The organism is Streptomyces sp. NPDC054783 (assembly GCF_053611725.1).
The window spans coordinates 72,389-93,423 of record NZ_JBSHAY010000026.1 but is presented as its reverse complement, the minus strand read 5'-3'; the positions used below and the strand labels follow the sequence as shown (position 1 = coordinate 93,423).

At 71.0% G+C, this 21,035-nt stretch carries 17 protein-coding genes; 8 read left to right on the top strand and 9 right to left on the bottom strand.

Going from position 1 to position 21,035, the window contains the following annotated elements:
* Window positions 1-43: 43 nt before the first annotated feature.
* From ACWGJ5_RS34195 to ACWGJ5_RS34170, 6 genes are all read left to right on the top strand, one after another.
* Window positions 44-1,018, top strand: a complete 975-nt coding sequence (locus tag ACWGJ5_RS34195; protein ID WP_453313517.1) for an SDR family NAD(P)-dependent oxidoreductase — start codon at window positions 44-46, stop codon at window positions 1,016-1,018.
* Window positions 1,015-2,154 carry a DegT/DnrJ/EryC1/StrS family aminotransferase gene (locus tag ACWGJ5_RS34190; RefSeq protein ID WP_453313516.1) on the top strand — a complete coding sequence of 380 codons (1,140 nt, stop codon included), beginning with the start codon at window positions 1,015-1,017 and terminating at the stop codon, window positions 2,152-2,154. The genes ACWGJ5_RS34195 and ACWGJ5_RS34190 overlap by 4 nt, the downstream gene beginning before the upstream one ends.
* Window positions 2,151-2,858, top strand: coding sequence for an acetyltransferase (locus tag ACWGJ5_RS34185; RefSeq protein WP_453313515.1), 708 nt, complete (start codon window positions 2,151-2,153; stop codon window positions 2,856-2,858). Before ACWGJ5_RS34190 ends, ACWGJ5_RS34185 begins: the two co-directional genes overlap by 4 nt.
* Window positions 2,855-3,973: a DegT/DnrJ/EryC1/StrS family aminotransferase gene (locus ACWGJ5_RS34180; RefSeq protein ID WP_453313514.1), complete on the top strand. Its 1,119-nt coding sequence runs from the start codon at window positions 2,855-2,857 to the stop codon at window positions 3,971-3,973. Before ACWGJ5_RS34185 ends, ACWGJ5_RS34180 begins: the two co-directional genes overlap by 4 nt.
* Window positions 3,974-4,043: 70 nt before the next feature.
* Entirely contained in the window at window positions 4,044-7,649 is a 3,606-nt protein-coding gene (locus tag ACWGJ5_RS34175) for a DUF4082 domain-containing protein (RefSeq protein WP_453313513.1), read from the top strand.
* A 71-nt stretch (window positions 7,650-7,720) separates the two neighbouring features.
* Window positions 7,721-8,767, top strand: coding sequence for a glycosyltransferase family 2 protein (locus ACWGJ5_RS34170; RefSeq protein ID WP_453313512.1), 1,047 nt, complete (start codon window positions 7,721-7,723; stop codon window positions 8,765-8,767).
* Between the two features lie 17 nt (window positions 8,768-8,784).
* Here the strand turns inward: ACWGJ5_RS34170 and ACWGJ5_RS34165 are convergent, their stop codons facing one another.
* Window positions 8,785-9,441: a hypothetical protein gene (locus ACWGJ5_RS34165; RefSeq protein ID WP_453313511.1), complete on the bottom strand. Its 657-nt coding sequence runs from the start codon at window positions 9,439-9,441 to the stop codon at window positions 8,785-8,787.
* A 71-nt stretch (window positions 9,442-9,512) separates the two neighbouring features.
* On the opposite strand from ACWGJ5_RS34165, the gene ACWGJ5_RS34160 reads away from it, so the two are divergent.
* Complete coding sequence (locus ACWGJ5_RS34160; protein WP_453313510.1) at window positions 9,513-11,540, top strand: O-antigen ligase family protein; 2,028 nt, start codon at window positions 9,513-9,515, stop codon at window positions 11,538-11,540.
* Window positions 11,537-12,454: a glycosyltransferase family 2 protein gene (locus tag ACWGJ5_RS34155; RefSeq protein WP_453313509.1), complete on the top strand. Its 918-nt coding sequence runs from the start codon at window positions 11,537-11,539 to the stop codon at window positions 12,452-12,454. The genes ACWGJ5_RS34160 and ACWGJ5_RS34155 overlap by 4 nt, the downstream gene beginning before the upstream one ends.
* On the opposite strand, the gene ACWGJ5_RS34150 is transcribed toward ACWGJ5_RS34155, so the two are convergent.
* Genes ACWGJ5_RS34150 through ACWGJ5_RS34115 form a run of 8 tightly spaced genes read right to left on the bottom strand, consistent with a single transcriptional unit; the run spans window position 12,433 to window position 20,865 of the window.
* Entirely contained in the window at window positions 12,433-13,224 is a 792-nt protein-coding gene (locus tag ACWGJ5_RS34150; protein ID WP_453313508.1) for a glycosyltransferase family 2 protein, read from the bottom strand. The two genes, ACWGJ5_RS34155 and ACWGJ5_RS34150, sit on opposite strands and share 22 nt — an antisense overlap.
* A gap of 11 nt (window positions 13,225-13,235) precedes the next feature.
* On the bottom strand, window positions 13,236-14,183 hold the full coding sequence (locus tag ACWGJ5_RS34145; RefSeq protein WP_453313507.1) for a hypothetical protein: 948 nt from the start codon (window positions 14,181-14,183) through the stop codon (window positions 13,236-13,238).
* Window positions 14,180-15,667 (bottom strand): oligosaccharide flippase family protein, encoded by a 1,488-nt coding sequence (locus ACWGJ5_RS34140; RefSeq protein ID WP_453313506.1) that lies wholly within the window; start codon window positions 15,665-15,667, stop codon window positions 14,180-14,182. The genes ACWGJ5_RS34145 and ACWGJ5_RS34140 overlap by 4 nt, the downstream gene beginning before the upstream one ends.
* Window positions 15,630-16,493: a Wzz/FepE/Etk N-terminal domain-containing protein gene (locus ACWGJ5_RS34135; protein WP_453313505.1), complete on the bottom strand. Its 864-nt coding sequence runs from the start codon at window positions 16,491-16,493 to the stop codon at window positions 15,630-15,632. Before ACWGJ5_RS34135 ends, ACWGJ5_RS34140 begins: the two co-directional genes overlap by 38 nt.
* 51 nt (window positions 16,494-16,544) lie before the next feature.
* Window positions 16,545-17,660, bottom strand: coding sequence for a non-hydrolyzing UDP-N-acetylglucosamine 2-epimerase (gene wecB, locus ACWGJ5_RS34130; RefSeq protein WP_453313504.1), 1,116 nt, complete (start codon window positions 17,658-17,660; stop codon window positions 16,545-16,547).
* 3 nt (window positions 17,661-17,663) lie between these two features.
* Window positions 17,664-18,923 (bottom strand): nucleotide sugar dehydrogenase, encoded by a 1,260-nt coding sequence (locus tag ACWGJ5_RS34125; RefSeq protein WP_453313503.1) that lies wholly within the window; start codon window positions 18,921-18,923, stop codon window positions 17,664-17,666.
* Window positions 18,923-19,693 carry a WecB/TagA/CpsF family glycosyltransferase gene (locus ACWGJ5_RS34120; RefSeq protein WP_453313502.1) on the bottom strand — a complete coding sequence of 257 codons (771 nt, stop codon included), beginning with the start codon at window positions 19,691-19,693 and terminating at the stop codon, window positions 18,923-18,925. The genes ACWGJ5_RS34125 and ACWGJ5_RS34120 overlap by 1 nt, the downstream gene beginning before the upstream one ends.
* Entirely contained in the window at window positions 19,690-20,865 is a 1,176-nt protein-coding gene (locus ACWGJ5_RS34115) for a hypothetical protein (protein ID WP_453313501.1), read from the bottom strand. Before ACWGJ5_RS34115 ends, ACWGJ5_RS34120 begins: the two co-directional genes overlap by 4 nt.
* Between the last annotated feature and the right edge of the window lie 170 nt (window positions 20,866-21,035).

The following is a 21,035-nucleotide window of genomic DNA, read 5'->3' as shown; positions in this document are numbered from 1 at the left end:
GAAACCGATTCAGAGAGTCCGATTCCCTGAGAGGGCAAGGAAGTTGAGCAGCGTACGCGGCAAGAAGATCCTGGTCACCGGGGGCGCGGGCACCATCGGCTCCAACCTCGTCGACCTCCTGGCCGAGGGCGGAGCCCGCGAGATCGTCGTACTGGACAACCTCGTGCGCGGGCGGCGGGCCAACCTCGCCCAGGCCCTGCCCAGCGGCGTCGTGGAGATCGTCGAGGGCGACGTCCGCGACGCCGCCACCGTACGGAAGGTCACCGAGGGCGCCGACCTGGTGTTCCATCTGGCCGCGATCCGCATCACCCAGTGTGCGGAGGAGCCCCGGCTGGCCAACGAGGTCCTGGTCGACGGCACCTTCAACGTCCTGGAGGCGGCGGCCGAGGCCGGGGTCGCCAAGGTGATCGCCTCCTCCTCGGCGTCCGTCTACGGCATGGCCGAGACCTTCCCGACGACCGAGCGCCACCACCCGTACAACAACGACACCTTCTACGGCGCGGCGAAGGCCTTCAACGAGGGCATGCTGCGCAGCTTCCACGCCATGTACGGACTGGACTACGTGGCGCTGCGCTACTTCAACGTCTACGGCCCCCGGATGGACATCCACGGCCTCTACACCGAGGTGCTCATCCGCTGGATGGAGCGCATCGAGGCGGGCGAGCCCCCGCTGATCCTCGGCGACGGCACGCAGACCATGGACTTCGTCGACGTCCGTGACATAGCCCGGGCCAATGTGCTCGCCGCCGGGTCGGATCTCACCGATGAGGTCTTCAACGTCGCCAGCGGTACGGAGACTTCGCTGAAGGAGCTCGCCGAGGGCCTGCTGGAGGCGATGGGGGCACAGGGCCTGGAGCCGGTGCACGGGCCCGCCCGTGCGGTGAACGGGGTGACCCGGCGCCTCGCGGACACCTCGCAGGCCGCCGAGCGGCTCGGGTTCACGGCGCGGATCGACCTGCGTACCGGGCTGCGGGACCTGGTGGAGTGGTGGCGCGCGGAGCGGGAGGCGGCCAAGTGAGCACCGACCGCATCCCGGTGATGATCCCCTGGCTCGGCGAGGAGGAGGCCCGGGCCGCCTCCGAGGCGGTGCTGTCCGGCTGGGTCGCCCAAGGGCCCCGGGTCGCCGCCTTCGAGCGGACCTTCGCCGAGCGGGTGGGCGCCGAGCACGGCATCGCCGTCAGCTCCTGCACCACCGCCCTGCACCTGTCCCTCGTGGCCCTCGGCCTCGGTCCCGGCGACGAGGTCGTGGTGCCCTCGCTGTCGTTCATCGCCACCGCCAACGCCGTACGGTACGTGGGCGCCGAGCCGGTGTTCGCCGACGTCGACCCGGCCACCGGCAACCTGACCCCGGCCACCGTCGACGCGGTCCGCGTCCCCCGCACCAGGGCCGTCCTCGCGGTCCACCAGGGCGGCGTACCGGCCGACGTGCACGCCCTGCGCGCCGCCTGCGCCGACTGGGACCTGCCCCTGCTGGAGGACGCGGCCTGCGCCATCGGCTCGACCGTCGGCGGCAAGCCCGTCGGGCACGGCGCGCTGCTCGCCGCCTGGTCCTTCCACCCCCGCAAGCTCGTCACCACCGGCGAGGGCGGCATGATCACCACCGACGACCCCGAGTGGGCGACACGCCTGCGCCGGCTGCGCGAGCACGGGATGAACGCCTCGGCGGCCGAGCGCCACGCGAGCAACAAGCCGGTCCTGGAGAGCTACCTGGAAGTCGGGTTCAACTACCGGATGACGGACGTCCAGGCGGCGATCGGCCTGGTCCAGCTCGGCAGGCTCGACGCGATGATCGCCCGCCGACGCGAACTGGCGGCCCGCTACGACACGTTGCTGCAGGACGTCCCCGGCCTCACCCCCGTACGCGACCCCGCACACGGGCAGAGCAACTTCCAGTCCTACTGGGTACTGCTGGACGAGGACTTCCCCGTCGGCCGGGACGACCTGCTCGCCGCGCTCGCCGAGGCCGGCGTCTCCGCCCGGCGCGGGATCATGGCCGCACACCTCGAACCCGCCTACGCGGGCCACCCCTGCGCTCCGCTGCCGGTCACCGAGCGGATCACCCGCGATTCGCTGATCCTGCCGCTGTTCCACACGATGACCGAGGCCCAGCAGGACCGCGTCGTGACAGCGCTGCGCGAACAGGCCCGAAGATGAGCGGGCTGCTGATCGTCGGCGCGGGCGGGTTCGCCCGGGAGACCGCACAGGCCGTACGGGACGCGGGCGAGTTCAAGCTGCTCGGGCACGTCGACGACAACCCGGCCCTGCGCGGCACCGAGGTGGACGGCGTCCCCGTCCTCGGCGGCTGCGAGCTGGTCCACGACCTGCCCGACGCCCAGGTGGTGATCTGCGTCGGCAACCCCAGGGACTACGCGGCCCGTGCCCGGCTGGTCCGCAGGCTCGCCCTGCCCGCGGACCGCTACGCCACCGTGATCCACCCGACGGCGGTGGTGTCGGCGACCTCCGAGGTCGGCCCGGGCTCGGTCCTGCTCGCGCACTGCGTCCTGACCGCCACCGTGCGGGTGGGCGCGCATGTCGCGGTGATGCCGCAGGTCGTCCTCACCCATGACGACGTGGTCGAGGACTGCGCCACACTTGCCTCCGGCGTCCGCCTGGGCGGGGGCGTACGGCTGGAACGAGGCGCCTATGTCGGCTCCGGGGCGCTGGTCAGGGAGGGCACGACGGTCGGCGCGTGGTCGCTGATCGGGATGGGGAGCAGCGTGCTCGGCGACGTTCCGCCGGGCGAGGTCTGGGCGGGGAGCCCGGCCCGGCGGCTGCGCGCGGCGGACACGCCCGCGCTCGACGAACTTTCGACGCGAACAGGACGTGCGACGCGCACAGTGGGGGGACCGCTGACATGAACCAGATTCCGCTCGTGGACCTCAAAGCGGCCCACGAGGAGGTCGCCGACGAGGTACGGGCCGGATTCGACCGGATCCTGGCCGGCACCGCCTTCATCGGAGGCGACGAGGTCCGCCGATTCGAGCAGGAGTACGCGGACTTCGGCGGCGTCGGGCACTGCGTCGGTGTCGCCAACGGCACCGATGCCGTCGAACTCGCCCTCCGCGCAAGCGGGGTGGGGCCCGGCGACGAGGTCGTGATACCCGCCAACACCTTCATCGCCACCGCGGGTGCGGTGACCAGGACCGGCGCACGACCCGTCCTTGCGGACTGCCGGCCCGACACCTACCTGCTCGATCCCCAGGCCGCGCTGGACGCGGTCGGCCCGGCCACTCGCGCGGTCGTCCCCGTCCACCTCTACGGGCAGATGGCCGGCGTCACGGAGCTGTCGGGCCAACTGCCCGATCGGGTAGGGGTCGTCGAGGACGCGGCCCAGTGCCAGGGCGCGACCCGTGACGGCCGGTCGCCGGGCAGCGGCTCCATCGCGGCCACCAGTTTCTACCCGGGCAAGAACCTCGGCGCGTACGGCGACGCGGGCGCGGTGCTGACCGACGACGAGGAACTGGCCGGCCTGGTGCGCGCGACAGCCAACCACGGCGGCGTCGCCAAGTACCGTCACGACGTGCCCGGGTTCAACAGCCGTCTGGACGGGCTGCAGGCCGTCGTCCTGCGGACGAAGCTGGCACGGCTGGCGGACGGCAACGCGGCCCGGCGGGCGGCCGCGGCCCGCTACGACGCGCTGCTCGCCGACCTGGCGGCCGCCGGACGAGTCGTGCTCCCGACGACGGCGCCCGGCAACGTCCACGTATGGCACCTCTACGTCGTCCAGGTCACCGGCGCGGACCGCGACGCCGTCTGCGGCAAGCTCAACGCGGAGGGCATCGGCGCGGGGGTGCACTACCCCGCCCCGGTCCACCTCACGCCGGCGTACCGCCATCTCGGCCACTCCCGCGGCGACTTCCCGAACGCCGAGAAGGCGGCGGAACGGATCCTGTCGCTGCCGCTCTACCCGCAGATCACCCCCGACCAGCAGCAGCGCGTCGTGGACGCGCTCGCCGACGCGCTCGGAAGCTGACCGGTCCCGGTCCTCACGCTCCACCCCGGCCGCACGGGCCGGTCCTGCACAGCACCGCTGAGAGGTACACATGAACAGATGGAGCAGACGGCTCCGGGGCGGCCGCCTCGCCGTCGTAGCAGCACTGATCTGGGCGGTGCTCCCGCAGGCCGCGACCGCCCAGGCGGCATCCGACCCGTGCGGAACGGGCTCGAACCCGGTCGTCTGCGAGAACTCCAAGCCGGGCAGCCCCAAGTCCGACTGGTTCTCGCCCAACGCGTACGGCGACATCCAGGGCTTCTCCACCAAGGAGAGCGTCCAGGCCGGCGACACCGTCCAGTTCAAGGTCCAGTCGAAGGTCCCGTACCACATCGAGATCTACCGGCTGGGCTGGTACGGCGGCGACGGCGCGCGCGAGATGTCCACCGCGACCCAGGCGGCCGTGACCCATCCGGCCAACTACCTCACCAAACCGGCGAGTTGTACGACCAAGAGCGGCACCGGACTGGTCGACTGCGGCAACTGGCCCGTGACCGCGAGCTGGACGGTGCCCAGCGACGCCGTGTCCGGCCTGTACATCGCGAACCTGACGCAGACGGACGGCGACGGCCTGATGCCGTACCCGTTCGTCGTCCGCAAGGACTCCAGTACCTCCGACGTCGTCGTACAGACCAGCGACCAGACCTGGCAGGCCTACAACGACTACGGCGGCCAGGACCTCTACGGCGGCGCCGGGCCCGCGCCGGACGGCCGGGCCTACGAGGTCAGCTACAACCGGCCGCTGGACATCGGCGGCGACAACGGCATCTACGGCTCCGAGTACATGATGCTGTCCTGGCTGGAGCGCAACGGCTACGACGTCAGCTATCTGTCCGGCGTGGACGTGTCGTCGGCCGGCGGTGCCACCCTGCTGGAGAAGCACAAGGCGTACATGTCCTCCGGCCATGACGAGTACTGGACGCAGAGCCAGTACTCCAACGTCCTGGCGGCCAGGAAGGCCGGCGTGCGGGAGGCCTTCTTCAGCGGCAACGAGGTCTTCTGGAAGACCCGGCTCGCCCCGAGCATCGACGGCACGAACACGGCGGACCGGACCCTGGTCTGCTACAAGATGACCAAGATGGCGCAGAACAACGGCATCGCCGACCCGAGCGGCAGTTGGACGGGCACCTGGATGGACCCGGCCAGCACCCACTACGGGCAGGACTACCAGCCGCCGAACATCCTCACCGGCTCCATGTTCCAGGTGAACGGCTATCGCAGCGACGCGATCACGGTGCCCGGCTCGTACGGCAGGAACCGGATCTGGCGCAACACCTCCATCGCGAACCTCACCGCCGGCCAGACCGCCACCTTCCCGACGGGCACCCTCGGCTACGAGTGGGACAGCGACATCGACAACAGCACCAGACCCGCCGGAGCCATCGACGTGTCGTCCACGACGGTGGACATCAACGACGGCAAGCTCCGCATGGACTGGGGCAACGTGTACGGCAACGGCACGGCAACGCACAACCTGGTCGAGTTCCGCGACCAGGACTCCGGGGCACTGGTCTTCGGCTCGGGAACCGTGCAGTGGTCGTGGGGCCTGACCAACGTCCCGACCTACAACCCCGCCGACACGGTGGTCACCGAGGACTCCCGTATGCAGCAGGCGACGGTGAACATCCTCGCCGACATGGGTGTCCAGTCGCTGACCCTGCAGAGCAACCTCGTCGCAGCCGGCGCCTCCACCGACACCACCGGCCCGACGGTCACCGTGTCGAGCCCCGCCTCCGGTGTCACCGTCCCGGCGCTGAAGCCGGTCACCATCACCGGTACCGCCACCGATTCCGGCGGAGGCGTGGTGGCCCGCGTGGAGGTGTCCACGGACGGCGGAACCACCTGGAAGGCCGCAAAGGGCCTCGCGTCCTGGAGCTACAGCTGGACCCCGACGAGTCCCGGCACCGCGTCCATCAAGGTCCGCGCCGTCGACGACAGCGTCAACATCGGCGCCGTCGCCACCGTCCCGGTCACCGTCGGCCCCCAGGCCTGCCCCTGCACCGTCTTCCCGGCCACGGCCGTGCCCGGCACCGTCAACGGGGGCGACGGCAGCTCGGTGGAGCTCGGCGTCAAGTTCCGTACCACGGCGGCCGGCTCCATCACCGCCGTCCGCTTCTACAAGTCACCGGTCAACACCGGAACACACACCGGCAGCCTGTGGAGCGCCTCCGGCACCCGCCTGGCCACCGGCACCTTCACGGGCGAGACGGCCTCCGGCTGGCAGCAGCTGAACTTCGCCACCCCGGTGAGCGTCAAGGCCAACACCACCTACGTCGCCTCGTACTTCGCCCCCAACGGCGGATACTCCTACGACGGCGGCTACTTCTCCGACAGCGACGCCGGCCTCGCCCCGCTCACGGCACTGAAGTCCGGCACCGACGGCGGCAACGGCGTCTACCACTACGGCTCGACCAGCGCGTTCCCGTCCTCGCAGTCCTCCGGCAGCAACTACTGGGTCGACGTGGTGCTGGACACCTCGACGGCCAGCACGACCCCGCCCACCGTCACCTCCACCTCCCCGACCTCCGGGGCGACCGACGCGTCGATCACGGCCCCGGTGTCGGCGACCTTCAGCTCGGCCGTCGACCCCGACAGCCTGAGGATCAGCCTGAAGGACCCGGACGGCAACTCCGTGCCGGGAGCCGTCACCTTCCCCGCGTCGAACAAGGCGACCTTCACCCCGTCGACGGAGCTGGCGCTGCACACCGCGTACACCGCCTCCGTCCAGGCCTCCGACGTGTGGGGCAACGCCATGACGGACCCGGTGACCTGGTCCTTCACCACCAGTTCCACCCCGCCCGCGGTCACCTGCCCCTGCACGCTGTGGAGTTCCTCCGCCGTGCCGGCCACCCCCGACATGACCGGCGACGCCAACTCCGTCGAGCTCGGCACCCGGTTCACGTCCTCGGCGAGCGGCTGGGTCACCGGCGTCACCTTCTACAAGGGCACCGGCAACACGGGCACCCACACCGGCAGCCTGTGGACCGACGACGGCACGCTGCTCGCCACCGGCACCTTCACCGGCGAGACGGCCTCCGGCTGGCAGCAGTTGACGTTCGCCACGCCGGTGGCCATCACCGCCGGAACCCCGTACGTCGTCTCGTACCACGCGCCGAACGGCAACTACGCGGTGGACGGCGGCTACTTCGCGGCGGCCCACCAGTCGTATCCGCTGACCGCCACCGCCGACACCACCGCGCACCACAACGGGCTCTACCGGTACGGCGCCGGCTCGGCCTTCCCCAACAGCTCCTACGGATCCGCGGACTACTGGGTCGGCCCGATCTTCACCGCCGACAATCCCAGCGGGTCTCTGGCGGCGGCCACCGCCTCGGAGGCGACCGCGTCCTCGGCGACGCACACCGCCGACGCGGCGAGCGCCCTCGTCATGACGGTGACCGACAAGTCCGTGTCGTCCGTGGAGGCGACCGTGACCATCCTGCCGGGCCCCGAGGCGGCTGCCGCCAGGAAGCTCCACGTCACAGCCATCACCTCCTACGACCGGGCCACCCACAAGGTGTCCGTCCACCTGTCCGCCCCGCTGCCGGACGGCACACGGTTCACGGTCACGGTCACGGCCCGGGACGGGCACCACCACACGGTGAGGTCCCGCAGCTGGACCCTGACCAGCAAGACCGTCCGCAAGAAGAAGAACTGACCGACCCGAGCGCACCGCTGGTGGTCCCCGCGCAACCCGGAGGCCACCAGCGGGGATTGGCTTGCCCACCGATGAGCACCGTCAGTGTTGTGATCCCCTGCTACAAGTACGGCCATTTCCTCGCCGACTGCGTCAGCAGTGTCCTGGACGAGCAGAACGGCGTCGACGTCCGGGTGCTCATCATCGACGACGCCTCGCCCGACGACTCGGCGGAGATCGCGCACAAGCTGGCCGCCGCCGACCCGCGCATCGAGGTCCGCGCGCACGAGACCAACAAGGGCCACATCGCCACCTACAACGAGGGCCTGCTGGAATGGGCCGACGGCGACTACGTCGCGCTCCTGTCCGCCGACGACCGGCTGGTCCCGGGCGCGCTGGTCCGGGCCGCCGCGCTCCTGGACGCCCACCCCGAGGCGGGATTCGCCTACGGCCGCCCTCTGCGCTTCCAGCACGGCGGCCCGCTGCCGAAGGCCCGTACGCGGAGTACCGGCTCGGTCGTCCACCCCGGCCAGTGGTGGCTGGAGCGGCGCTTCCGCGAGGGCACCGGCTGCATCACCTCCCCGGAGGTCGTCGTCCGCACCAGCCTGCAGCGCACGGTCGGCGGCTACGACCCCGAACTTCCGCACGCCGGCGACATCGAGATGTGGATGCGGCTCGCCGCACACGCCGACGTCGGCTACGTACGCGGCGCCGATCAGGCCTTCTACCGCGTCCACGGCAAGAACATGTCCACGACCGACTTCGGCGGTCAGCTGGACGATCTGCGCCAGCGCCGACTTGCCTTCGACTCGGTGCTCGCCAAATGTGCCGACCGGCTGCCCCACGCCGACCGCCTGGCCCTCGAGGTGCACACCCGGCTCGCCCGTTTCGCGCTGCGCCGGGCCTACCGTGCCTACGACCGGGGGCGCACAGGGGTCGTACCGGTCGATGACTGTGTGGCCTTCGCCGAGCAGTGCCTGTCGGGGTACAAGGCGCTGCCCGAGTACCGCGCCCTGCGGTTGCGCAGGCGGATCGGTCCGAGGGCGATGCCGTATCTGCAGCCGCTGGTGTGGTCGGCGGTGGCCGAGCGCGGGCGGGAGTGGCTGTGGTGGGAGTCCTGGAAGCGGCGCGGTATCTGATGAGCGACCAGTTCTGCTCAGCCGGTCGCGGGAACGGGACCGGCGTGCCGGCCGGGCGCGACCTGACGGCGGCCCCTCACATACCGGTCGAGCCACAAGGCGCCGAGAACGCCCCCGGCGAGGCCCAGCAGGGCGGTGCCGGCCAGGCCCCGGCTCTTGTCGCCCTGTACCTCGGCGGCGCTCGGGGAGGTCAGGACGGAGGCGGTGATCCGCGACCCGGCGGGGACTCCCTGGACCGTCTGCATCTCTTCGACGTGCTTGGTGTAGACGTCGATGATGCGTCGCACCGCGGTGACGGCGGCGTCGGGGTCCGACGCCTGCGACTGCACCTGCAGGGAAGGGATCAGGTAGCGCGGCGTCGCGCTGGTGCCGCTGTTGCGGGGGACGAGGTGGTAGGCCCCGCGGACGCCCGCCGCAGTCAACTCCGCGGCACCAGTGGGGGATTGCAGCTGCTGGATGACGGCGTAGGAGACCACGGCGAGCGGCGGCTGCAGATTGGTGAGCTGGTTGGGCTGGTTCCGTGTCACCGGCGGTTTGAGGACGACCACCGCGGAGCCGACGTACTGGGGGGCGGGGCGCAGCACGTGGTACGCCCCCGCGGCCGTCAGCAGCAGCGCGACCACCACGACGTACCAGCGGCGGAGCAGCGCATCGGCGACGTTCCCGGGCGACATACGAGTTCCTTCCGTCACCTCCGATACTGGCAGGACGCGCGGCTGGATGCCACCGAATGGGGGGATGGTTCGTGAGCCTTGGCGAGATATGGGCCATTCTGCGCAGACGCTGGTACTTCATGGTGCCCCTCACCCTGCTCAGTCTGCTCGGCGGCGCCTATCTGTACGTGACCGTGCCCGTCTCCTACCAGTCGCAGAGCTCGGTCGCACTGCTGGACTCCTCGGCCGTGGCCCGGCTGGCCCCCACGTTCGGCAACCCCATCTCCAATGCGGGCGGTTCGCTCATCGTCACGGCCGACGTACTGATCAGAACCCTTGAATCGGCCGACGCCGCCAAGGAGTTGCACAGCCGGGGCGTCACGGATCCGTACACGGCCGGGTTCGCGCCGGAAAGCGAGAGCCCGCTGCTCTCGCTCAGCGTCACCGGAACCGACCGGGCCAAGGTGCTCAAGGAGACCAACACCCTGACGGACTTCGCCGGCGAGCAACTGAAGGCCCTGCAGGCCGCCGCGAAGGTCCCGCCCACCTACTTCGTCCAGACAGCGCCGGTCGTCCTGCCGCAGACCCCGGTGTCGAAGTCCAAGACCCGCTATCAGGACATCGCGGCGGTCGTCATCCTGGGCGTCGTCAGCGCGTTCCTGCTGTCGATCCTGCTGGAGGGCGTCGCGGTGGTCCGCCGCCGGCGCCGCGCCGGGAACGGCCTCGTCCCGCGACCGCAGGACGCCCCCAGCCGCCGACGGGTACGAGCAGGCCTGCTCGCCCGACGGGTCGACGCCACGGCGGTCCTCACCGTCTACCTGGCGCTGGCCTTCTTCATCCCGTCGAACCTGGCGCTGCCCGCGCTCGGCGGCGTCGGCACCCCGGCCAACGTCTTCGCCCTGCTCGGACTGTTGTGGTACCTCGCGACCTGGCTCGGCGGCCGTGTCCTTCCGGCGCCGGGGACCAGGACCCCCCGGGTCGCGCTGTGCGGGCTCGGTCTGGCCGTGCTGGCGGCGTACGTCGCGGACGCGATGCGCGAGAGCTCGCACGAGGAGGTCCTCGGGGCCGACCGAGGGCTCATCGGGTTCCTGGTGTGGGTGTCGCTCGTCGTGCTGACCTCGGCGGCCGTGCAGGAGCGCGGCCGGCTGGACGTCCTGATGCGCCGGATGGTCGTCATGGGATCCGTCGTGGCCGCGATCGGCTTCTACGACTTCTTCGCCGCCACCAACATCGCCGACTCCATCCACATCCCCGGGCTCCAGACCAGCGTGGCCCAGGTGAGCGTCATGGACCGCGGCGCCTTCACCCGGCCCCGGGCCACCACGGCCCAGCCGCTGGAGTTCGCCGGCATGCTGGCGATCCTCCTGCCCTTCGCCGTCCAGCAGGCCCTGGACCCGGTACGACGCCACCTCCACGCGCTGCGCCGCTGGGGCCCGGTGCTGCTGATGGCCGGAGCGCTGCCCCTGTCGGTGTCGAGGACCTCGATCATCGGCCTGCTGCTGGTGGCGCTGGTGATGGTACCGCGCTGGAAACCGGCCCGGCGCTGGGCCGCGATCGGCGTGATGACGGCCTCCGTGGCCGTCTTCAAGGCCCTCGTGCCGGGTCTGATCGGCACGATCACGGGCTTGTTCGCCTCCTTTCTGTCCAACTCCGACAGCAGCACTCAGGCCCGCACGGTCAAGTACAGCGCGATCACGCCCTATCTGAAGGAACATCCGTGGTTCGGGCGGGGCTTCGGCACCTTCACTCCGGACCTGTACTTCTTCACGGACAACCAGTACATGCTGGGCCTGGCCGAGATGGGCGTGCTCGGGCTCGTCGCCCTGCTCGTCCTGTTCATCACCGGCATCCACCACGGCGGCGCCATCCGGCGCCTGGCCCGCACCGAGTCCGACCGCGAGCTGGGCCAGGCCTTCTTCGCCTCGTCGCTGGTCGCCCTGGTCATCAGCGCCACGTTCGACTCGCTCAGCTTCCCCATGTTCGCCGGCATGTTCTTCCTCATTCTGGGGGCGGGGGGCAGCTGTCTGGGCTTCGTACGGCGCGAGGCTGCCGCCGCAGCAGTGCATGACCCCGGTCAGACCGCAGGAGTCCAGCTCCCCCAACTCGTGGAGTCCCGATGAGTCCCGTCGCCGTCATCGTCGTCACCTGGAACAGCGCCCCGGTGCTCCCCGGGTTCCTCGCCGCGCTCGGCGAGGGCATGGCCGGCCTCGACTGGCGGCTGGTCGTCGCCGACAACGACTCGGCCGACGACACCGTCGAGGTTCTCCAGACGCTGGCACCCGACGCCACCATCGTCCGGACCGGCCGCAACGCCGGATACGCCGCCGGTATCAACGCGGCCCTGGGCGCCGCCGGTGAGTACGGCGTCGCTCTCATCTGCAACCCCGACATCCGTATGCGGCAGGGCTGTGCCAAACGGCTCGTCGAGCGCCTCGGCGACGGAGTGGGGATCGCCGTACCCCTTCTGTACGAAGAGGGCCGGGACACCCCCCACTACTCGCTGCGCCGCGAGTCGAGCCTGTCGAGGGCCCTCGGTGAGGCCGTCATCGGCAACCGCCGGGCCGGGCGTTTCCCGCGCCTCAGCGAACTCGTCACCGACCCCGCCGCGTATCGACGGCCCACACGGGCGGACTGGGCGACCGGCGCGCTCATGGCCATCTCGGCCGACTGCCTGGCCGCTTGCGGTCCGTGGGACGAGTCCTTCTTCCTCTACTCGGAGGAGACCGAGTACTGCCTGCGCGCACGGGACCTGGGATACGGCACGCATCTGGAGCCGACGGCGGAAGCGGTGCATCTGGGGGGCGACTCCCAGGTCTCGCCCCGGCTGTGGACCCTGCTCACGCTCAACCGGGTGCGGCTGTACGAACGGCGTCACGGCGCCGTGGCGACGGCGTGCTTCCGCGGTGCCGTGTTCCTGCGTGAGACGTCGCGGGCCGCCCTCGGCAGGAGGGCCAGCCGGGCGGCGGCGGCCGCCCTGCTCAAGCCGGGCGCCCTGCGCGTCACTCCAGGACCTCAGCCGGACCAAGTCGTGTAGAAACTCCCGGGGTTCACCAGATACCGCACGGTGGCGTACGGCACATGGCGCACGCGGTACCGGCGGCTGTACCGGCGGACCAGCTCCCAGTCCTCACGCGGGAGCACGTCCGGGGTACGCCGCAGACGGCTGAAGTGCAAGGCCCGGTTGCGTCTCGCGACGAACGCGTTGGTGTCCAGAAAGGACTCCCGAGCGGCCCGGCGACGGTCGAACGGCACGGACAGGATGTCGCGCTCGCTCCCGTCCGGCAGGACGCGGCGCAGCGCCGTGTAGACGCCGTCCGGCCCGCCGGGGGACTCCAGGACCGCCAGCGCACGTTCCAGGTGGTCCGGTTCCCACTGGTTGTCGTCGTCGAGGAAAGCCACGTACCGCGAGCGGGTGAGGCGGACGCCGACATTGCGCACGACTCCGGCCACGCCGGTGTTGCGGGCCAGCGAAACGGCGAACAGCCTTGGATCGTCGGGGAGTTCGGTAAGACCGGCGCCGTCGTCGACGACGACCACGACCTGATCGCGCACGGTCTGGGCCAGGGCCGACCGGACGGCCGCCCGGAGTTCGTCGGGGCGGCGGTGGGTGGCGATGACCGTGGCGACGAGGGCGGCGGGCAGGGGCGCGGCGGCGGCCTCGAGGCGACGGACCTCTGCGGTTTCGAGACGGCGCAGCCGCAGCGCGGAGGGCAGCAGCAGCACCTTGTTGCGCAGTTCGAAGAGGACGAGCCAGCCGAAGGTGCGCTTGAGGAGCTCCCAGGTGCCGCGGGTGATGCGTCGCATGATCCTCTTTCTCAGCCGGTCGGCTCGGGAGTGATCGGGGTGCCGTCGGAGAAGCGGTTGTTGCGCCAGACGTTGCCCGGACCGCGGGCGTTCCAGGCGGTTACGGCTCCGTAGACGCCGCTGTTGCGGTGGTACCGGGTGGAGAAGACGTTGTTCGTGACCGAGATCCCGGTGGCGCCCGCGCCACCCCCGTAGAGGGCGTACGCGCCGCCGGCCAGCAGATTGCCGTCGACGACGGTGTCGGAGACATGGCCGGTGTCGGCGAACAGGCCCAGGGCGGCGGACGCTCCCCGGTCGACGGCGACGGGGTTCAGCAGGGTGTTGTGACGGATGATCAGCCTGCCCTTGCTGCCGCCGCCGCTGATCACCGCATCGGCGTGCTGCCACTCGCCGCCGTTGTTGCGGAAGGGGACGAGGTCGTGGACGTAGTTGTCGTGGAGGTGACCCTGGCCCATGGAGAGGGCGTTGCCGAAGACGGAGACGTCGCACCAGCCGACCTCGACGGAGCTGGTGCCCATGTTGGAGACGGCGTAGTCCACTCCGCCGTTGTCGGGGCCCTTGCCGGGGACGGCGGTGATCGTGGTGTGGAGGACCCTCAGGCCGTGGTAGCCGGGGCGCAGGTTGACCCCCCACCAGTTGGCGGAGGTGATCTGGCTGTCGATGACGGTCACGTCGTTGGCGTAGATGTCGAGTGAGCCGGTGATGTCCCACCCTTTGATGACGGTCCCGTCGGTCCTGACGCTCATGTTCCCCGTGGAGTGCGGTGTCAGGGGGATGCGTGGGCCGGTGGTGCGGGCGTCGGGGAAACCGGCTTCGCCCGGTGCCGCGGTGGCGGTCGGAGACGTGCCGGGGGAGTGGCTCCGGGCGGGCGGCGCGGAGTCGGTCCCCGAGGAGCCCGAAGTGCAGGCGGCGGACAGCAGGAGAGCCAGGACGGCGAGCAGACGGCGGAGCCTCGTCATACGGTCTCCGGTGTCCGGGAGCCGAGCAGGAAACGGCGGCTGGGCAGCACGCACAGCACATAGCAGGCCAGGGCGAGCGCGCCGATGCCGAACAGGGCGAGGGCGCCGTCGCCCAGGAACCGCTTCGCGGCGAGGACGACCAGGGTCATCACGGCTCCTCCGAAGAAGGGCCAGGCGCAGGCCCTGGCGATGGGCACGAGGCCGATCCCGGCCCGGCCGAGGGCGTACAGGAACGCGGGCACGACGAGACCGGCGGCGACCAGCACATGGCCCTGGGAGACGCCGACGATGCCGTGAAGGCGTGCGCCGACGACGAGGACGGGGATCAGGGCGACGACCCACAGCCCCTGGGTGAGGATCAGGGAGCGGCGCTGCCCGGTGGCGACGAGACAGTCGTAGGCGAGTTCACAGCCGATGCGGACCAGACCCAGAGCCATCAGCCAGGGCAGCGCGTCAGCGGCGGGCAGCCACTTGCTCCCGTACAGCAGGTGGACCACGGGGGCGGCGAGGCCGCCGAGCAGCACGCACAGGGGTACGGTGCCGGTGACCAGGACGCCCAGCGCGCGGCTGAAGCCCCGGGCGAGGGCCTGCGGGGAGTCGGCGAGGCGGGAGAAACCGGCGAAGGAGACGCGGCGGGCGGCCTCGGAGATGACGCGCACCGGCCAGCCGGACATGTTGAAGGCCAGGACGTAGAAGCCGAGGGAGACTCCGCCGAGCGTGGAGCCGACGACCATGGTGTCCACGTTGACGACGGCGAGCGCGAGAAGGCTCGCGCCGGCCAGCGGAAGCCCGAACCCCAGCAGTGCGCGGGCCTGTTGGGGGTCCCAGCCGAACCGCAGCGTGCCGGGGGCGGCCAGGGCGCAGCCGACGAGGGCGGCGATGTTGCCCGCGACCGCGCCCCAGGCGAAGCTCATCGCTCCCCAGCCGGCGAAGGCCAGCACCAGCGTCACGCCGGTGCTGAGGACGAAGTTGACCGCGTCGACGAGCATCCGCCTGCCCTGGGCGAACTGCCGGGTCAGGAAGCCGGCGGGCACCTGGGCCACCCCGTCGATCACCAGACACAGACACATCACCCGCAGGACGCCCGAGGCGTCGGGCGAGTCGAGCAGCCCGGCCACCGTCGGTGCCGACACGAAGAGGGCGGCGTACAGCAGGCCGCTGGATGCGGTGGCCAGGGTCAGCACGGTCGGCGCGAAACGGCGGGGATCGCCGTCCCAGCGGACGATGGCCAGGCTGACACCCAGTTCGTTCGCGGAGAGCAGGACCAGGAGCACGGTCTGGGCGATGCCGTACACGCCCCACTGGGCCGGTCCGAGGGCGAAGCGCGCCAGCAGGATGCCGGTGGCGAAGTTGCCGAGGCGCATGACCACGGTGTTGATCAGGCTCCACCGGGCCGCCGAACGGACCTTCCGGCCGAGGGAGTCGGGAGCGGGAGTGTCGCTCGGCTCAGCGGTCTCGCCGGCCGGTGTGCGAACGCTGTCCATGAGTCGACTCCTCGTCGAGCGGCTCGGCGGCGGGCGCCACGGCCACGACGGGCCGCCCGGCCCTCGGTTCCGCGGCGGACCGGTTCTCGGCGGACCTGTTCTCGGTGGGCCGCGACCAGCTGGGCGTGGACCGGAGGGCGATGGTCTGTTCCGCGTCCGGCTCCCCGGCCGTCGGCTCGGGGGAGGCGGCGACCGGCTGCGCGGGTTCTTCCGATCGCGCGGACGTCCGTGACCGGCGGCGCGCCTCCACGTAGAAGACGGCGACCAGGCTCAACACCAGGCCCAGGCACCCGGCCATGACCATGTACTCGAGCCGGGTCTTGGTCTGCGCCACCGGGTTCTGCGGGGGCACGACTGTCGTCATGCGGATCATGGCCTTCGGGGCGACCGACTGCTGTTGCTGGAACTGATCCAGGCGCTCCTCGGCAAACGCGGTCAGGACGCGGTCCGAGGACAGGACAGTGGCCTCGTCGGTGCCGGTGACGGTCAGCCACATCAGCGGCCCCTGGGCGTTGTCGGCGAGCTTGGCCTCGAAAGACCCCTTGGCGCCACGGGACTTGAGCTCGCGCACCGAGCCGTCGGAGTTGAGATTGCGGGCCAGGCTGTCGGCCATGCCGGTGAGCGAGGTCTGGGCGCTGAGGAACGGGTTGCCGTCGTAGGCCACGGTGGCCTTCTGGGAGTTCAGCAGCACCACCGTGCTCTGCGACTGGTAGGTGACCGGAACCAGCAGGGCCACGGCGACCGTCAGACCGGCGGTCAGCAGTAGCCCGGGCAGCAGGACGTACCAGCGCCTGCGCATGACACGGAAGATCTCAGCCAGATCCATGGTGGTCCCCCCTCGCGACCCGACGTTCGACGAGCATATGTCGCAAGCGGATCATATGGGGAACGTTCGGTCGGTGGGCCGCGGTCGTGTGCTCGCGGTGCCTCCCTCCAGCAGCACGTCGGCGATGCGGTCGCTCGCACGACCGTCCCACAGGTCGGGCCGGCGCGGCGCGGGCGGATCGTCCAGAACCCGGTTCACGATGGTCACGATGCGCGCCGGATCCCGGCCGGCCAGCACGTTGGTGCCCTGCTCGACGGTGATGGGCCGCTCGGTGTTGTCCCGCAGGGTCACGCACGGCACACCCAGCGCGGTGGTCTCCTCCTGTACGCCGCCCGAGTCGGTCAGCACGAGCCGGGCGGAGTCCTGCAGGGCGATGAAGTCCAGATATCCGGCGGGCGGCACGAGCCGGATGCCGCCGGGGATGCCGATGTCGGCCAGCCGCTGCGCCGCGCGTGGATGCACGGGCAGCAGCAGCGGGCAGCGGCCGGCGATCTCGCCCAGGGCCTTCAGGAGCGCGGCGAGGATCCCGGGATCGTCCACGTTGGCGGGGCGGTGCAGCGTGACCAGGCCGTACTCGCCTCTGGTCAGCCCGAACCGGCTCAGGACGTCCGAGGCCCTGGCCCGCTCCAGGTTGGCCAGCAGCGTATCGATCATGACGTTGCCGACGAGGCGGATCTGGTCGTGCCGGTACCCCTCCGCCCGAAGGTTGTCGGCGGCGTCGGGCGAAGGCGCCAGCAGGTAGTCGCTGACGCGGTCGGTGGCGACGCGGTTGACCTCCTCCGGCATGCTCCAGTCGCGGCTGCGCAGCCCGGCTTCGACATGCGCCAGCAGCGGCCCGGCCTTGGCCGTGACGAGGGCGCAGGCCAGGGTGGAGTTGATGTCGCCGACCACGACGACGACGTCCGGGGAGACCTCGCCGAGGAGGGGCTCGAAGGCGGTCATCACGCGTCCGGTCTGCTCGGCATGGGTGCCGGACCCGACCCCGAGGAAGCGGTCGGGCGGACGGATGCCGAGGTCGGAGAAGAACACGTCGTTCATGGCCGGGTCGTAGTGCTGACCGGTGTGGACGAGGAGCACCTCGGCGCCCCGGCGTTCCAGGGCGTCCATCACCGGTTTGATCTTCATGTAGTTGGGTCGCGCCCCGGCGACGCAGACGACTCGCGGCATGGCTCAGAGCACCTCGATCGTGGTTCCGGAGGGCAGCCGTCGACGGCAGTCGAGGACGAACGGGGCGTGCTCGGCGATGAGTTCGTAGTCGAAGGTGTCGTGGTCGGCGAGCAGCACCACGACATCGGCGGACGCCAGCTCATCCTGCGTCAGTTCGACCCGCACCAGCCGGGTGTCCACCGACAGGCCCTCGACGACGTGCGGGTCCGCCGCCTTGACCTGGGCCCCCATGTCGAGCAGCAGTTGGGAGATGCGCAGGGCGGGGGACTCGCGGGCGTCGCCGGTGTTCTTCTTGTACGCCAGGCCGAGCAGCAGGATCCGCGAGCCGTTCACGGACCGACGTCTTTCGTTGAACAGGTCGCTGATCCGGCGCGCCACGTACTCGGGCATGTGGTTGTTGATGTCGTTGGCCAGTTCCACGAAGCGGAAGCTCTGGCCGAGTTCGCGCTGCACCCGCCAGGACAGGTACGAGGGATCGATCGGCAGGCAGTGGCCGCCGACGCCCGGTCCTGGCGTGAACCTCATGAAGCCGAAGGGCTTGGTGGAGGCGGCGTCGATGGCCTGCCAGACGTCGATGTCGAGGTGATGGGCGAACATCGCGATCTCGTTGACCAGCGCGATGTTCACATGACGGAAGGTGTTCTCCAGCAGCTTGGCGAGTTCGGCCTCCTTGGGCGACCTCACCGGCACGGTGGTGTCGACGAGCTGTGCGTAGAAGTCCTGAACGGCCTTGAGTGACGCCGCGTCGACGCCGGACACGACTTTCGGGGTCTCCTTGAAACCCCAGACGGCGTTTCCCGGATCGATCCGCTCCGGGCTGTAGCCGAGGTGGAAGTCGGCGCCGGCGGCGAGGCCCGAGCCGTCCTCCAGGATCGGGGCGAACAACTCCTGGGTGGTGCCGGGGTACGTGGTCGACTCGAGGACGACGGTGGCTCCGGGGCGCAGGTAGCGGGCGAGGGTGACCGCCGATTCCTTGATGTAGCGGAGGTCGGGAGTGCCCTCGTGCAGCGGGGTCGGAACGGTCACGACGGCGACGTCGAAACCGCCGCAGTCGCGGGCCGATTCGCTCGGGCGGTAGGTGCCCCGGTCCAGTGCCGCGCGGATCCGCTCGGAGGAGACGTCCTCGACGAACGACTCACCGGCGGAAAGGCTCTTGATCCGCCGGGCGTCGACGTCGTAGCCGATCACCTCGTGCCCGACCTCGGCGGCGCGGATGGCCAGTGGCAGGCCGACGTATCCCTGTCCAACCACGACGACGCGCATCAGTGACTCCTGTTCGCGGGAGCGGTCGACGGGGTGAGCCGGAGGAACTCTCGCGCCGTCATGAGGACGAAGGCAGCATTGGTGGTGAGATAGCGCCGGCCCAGGCGGCGCGGCTCCTGCAGCGCGCGGTAGAGCCATTCGAGCCCTCGCCGCTGCCAGGACTCGGGCGCCCGCCTGGTGACCCCGGCGAGGACGTCGAAGGAGCCGCCGACCCCGTGGACGACGCGGGCGCCGGTGCGTGCGCCGTGGGCGGCGGTGAAGATCTCCTTCTTGGGCGAGGTCATGCCGAGGAACAGCATCTGGGCGCGGCTGCGGGCGATCGTGTCCGCTATCGCCTCCTGCTCGGAATCGTCGAAGTAGCCGTTCCGGCTGCCTGCCACCTTCAGGCGGGGGAAGCGGTCGGCGATCCGGCGCAGCATCTGCTCCAGCGCGTCCTGTCTGGCGCCGAGGAAGTACACGGACATGCCGGCCGATTCCGCCTCGGCCAGCAGGCGCAGGAACAGGTCGATACCGGCCACCCGTTCCGGCAGCGGGGCGCGTAACACCCGGCCGGCCCAGACCACGGCCTGTCCGTCGGCGAGGACGAGATCGCAGCCGGTCACGGCCCGGGCGAGCCGGGCATCCCGCCGCATGTTCACCAGCTTCGCGGCGTTGACCACCCCGATCTCGAGCTGTCTGCCGTCCCGGACCGCCTCCAGGCAGCGCTGTACGGTCTCGTCCATGGTCAGCGGGTCCAGCTCGATGCCGAAGAGGGACCGGCGCGCCGTCATATCCGGCCCCCCTGCCAGGCGTGGAGCATCCAGCCGAACTCGTACGGCCGGCATTCGCGGTCCACGCAGAGCGGCCGGTACAGCCGGTCCAGGGTCTTCAGGCGGAGGCTCGGAGCGACGCGGGTGCCGAGACCCCTGGCGGCTCGTACGGCCTTCTTCGGGTCGCCGCGGTAGACCTTGCGCCAGGTGGCGCCGAGCTCGTCGCGGATCAACGGCTCCCGGAGCTCCGGGCGTTCGGCCAGCTCGGGCACGTCCGTCATCCAGCGCAGGCCCTTGCGGACCGACGCGCCGAAGTCCGTGCCGCCGGCGTCGGCGAGGTCGAACAGTGCGGTCGGCGCCATCGCGTGCTGGTGGACGCTGTAGACCGGGTAGCCCTCCACGACACCGCCGGTGCGCGCGTCGTAGTGCCACCACCACTGCCCGCCGGCGCCCTGCAACTCGCAGATGCGCGCCGCGCACGCATCGGCCGCGGCCAGCGCCTGCGGATCGCCGCCGCCCCCGACGCCGCTGGCGTGGGCGCGGGCCAGGGCCTGGAGCGGGTACGTCTGGTCGGCGAAGCAGCTCACATGGGCGCGGTACCAGGGCACCAGGCCGGGCCCGGTGGCGTGCGGGAACAGCGGGCTGCCGCCGATCCGGGCCCGCAGCAGACGGTCGCGGGCGGCGGTGAAACGGCTCTCCACGTCGAGCGTGCCGCGTGCCGCCGCCAGGGCGGACAGCACCCACGCGGCCTCGACGGTGTACTGCGGCCGGCCGTCCTCGTCCAGGGCTCCGACCCGCGCGACGGCGTCGGACAGTTTGGGATGTCCGGTCTCCGCGGCGGCCCAGGCGATGAGTGCCGCGTCGCCGAGGTTGGTCACCCCGGGCAGCGACTCGACCAGCAGACCCGTGAACTCCTCGGCGGTACGCCCGCCGAGCACCGCGCGCTGGCGGTCCTCGGGCAGGAACCTTGCCCCCAGCGCGGTGATGGCCGCGTACCGGGCACTCGTCCCGCGACGCTCCAGCGTCCAGGAACCATCGGGCGCCTTCCGCCCGGCCATGGTGAAGGCGAAGGCCTCGCCGCCGGGAAGCAGCATCGACGGAAGCCCCGACTCGGCGACCGCGAGCAGTCGCCGGGCCAGCGCGAGCAGCGGCGGCTCCTCACGGCCGAGCGCCGCCAGACGTGTGATCGTCATCTTTTGCGCACACCAACCCCCCTGTGGGTCCACTTTTTGCGCAGGCTCGTGATCGCCGCGTCGCGGATGGCGATGCGGCGGAAAGGCAGACGTCAGAGCGTCAGGCGTCGGAGCGGTGGCCGCTCCTCGCTTCGGACACAGGTGTCCCCACCCGGTAACCCCCCCCTGGG

Excerpts from the sequence above, each read along its gene's own strand:
- ACWGJ5_RS34185 (WP_453313515.1), top strand. The coding sequence starts at position 2,151 with ATGAGCGGGCTGCTGATCGTCGGCGCGGGCGGGTTCGCCCGGGAGACC.
- ACWGJ5_RS34180 (WP_453313514.1), top strand. The coding sequence starts at position 2,855 with ATGAACCAGATTCCGCTCGTGGACCTCAAAGCGGCCCACGAGGAGGTC.
- ACWGJ5_RS34175 (WP_453313513.1), top strand. The coding sequence starts at position 4,044 with ATGAACAGATGGAGCAGACGGCTCCGGGGCGGCCGCCTCGCCGTCGTA.
- ACWGJ5_RS34170 (WP_453313512.1), top strand. The coding sequence starts at position 7,721 with ATGAGCACCGTCAGTGTTGTGATCCCCTGCTACAAGTACGGCCATTTC.
- ACWGJ5_RS34165 (WP_453313511.1), bottom strand. The coding sequence starts at position 9,441 with ATGTCGCCCGGGAACGTCGCCGATGCGCTGCTCCGCCGCTGGTACGTC.
- ACWGJ5_RS34155 (WP_453313509.1), top strand. The coding sequence starts at position 11,537 with ATGAGTCCCGTCGCCGTCATCGTCGTCACCTGGAACAGCGCCCCGGTG.
- ACWGJ5_RS34150 (WP_453313508.1), bottom strand. The coding sequence starts at position 13,224 with ATGCGACGCATCACCCGCGGCACCTGGGAGCTCCTCAAGCGCACCTTC.
- ACWGJ5_RS34145 (WP_453313507.1), bottom strand. The coding sequence starts at position 14,183 with ATGACGAGGCTCCGCCGTCTGCTCGCCGTCCTGGCTCTCCTGCTGTCC.
- ACWGJ5_RS34140 (WP_453313506.1), bottom strand. The coding sequence starts at position 15,667 with ATGGACAGCGTTCGCACACCGGCCGGCGAGACCGCTGAGCCGAGCGAC.
- ACWGJ5_RS34135 (WP_453313505.1), bottom strand. The coding sequence starts at position 16,493 with ATGGATCTGGCTGAGATCTTCCGTGTCATGCGCAGGCGCTGGTACGTC.
- wecB (WP_453313504.1), bottom strand. The coding sequence starts at position 17,660 with ATGCCGCGAGTCGTCTGCGTCGCCGGGGCGCGACCCAACTACATGAAG.
- ACWGJ5_RS34125 (WP_453313503.1), bottom strand. The coding sequence starts at position 18,923 with ATGCGCGTCGTCGTGGTTGGACAGGGATACGTCGGCCTGCCACTGGCC.
- ACWGJ5_RS34120 (WP_453313502.1), bottom strand. The coding sequence starts at position 19,693 with ATGACGGCGCGCCGGTCCCTCTTCGGCATCGAGCTGGACCCGCTGACC.
- ACWGJ5_RS34115 (WP_453313501.1), bottom strand. The coding sequence starts at position 20,865 with ATGACGATCACACGTCTGGCGGCGCTCGGCCGTGAGGAGCCGCCGCTG.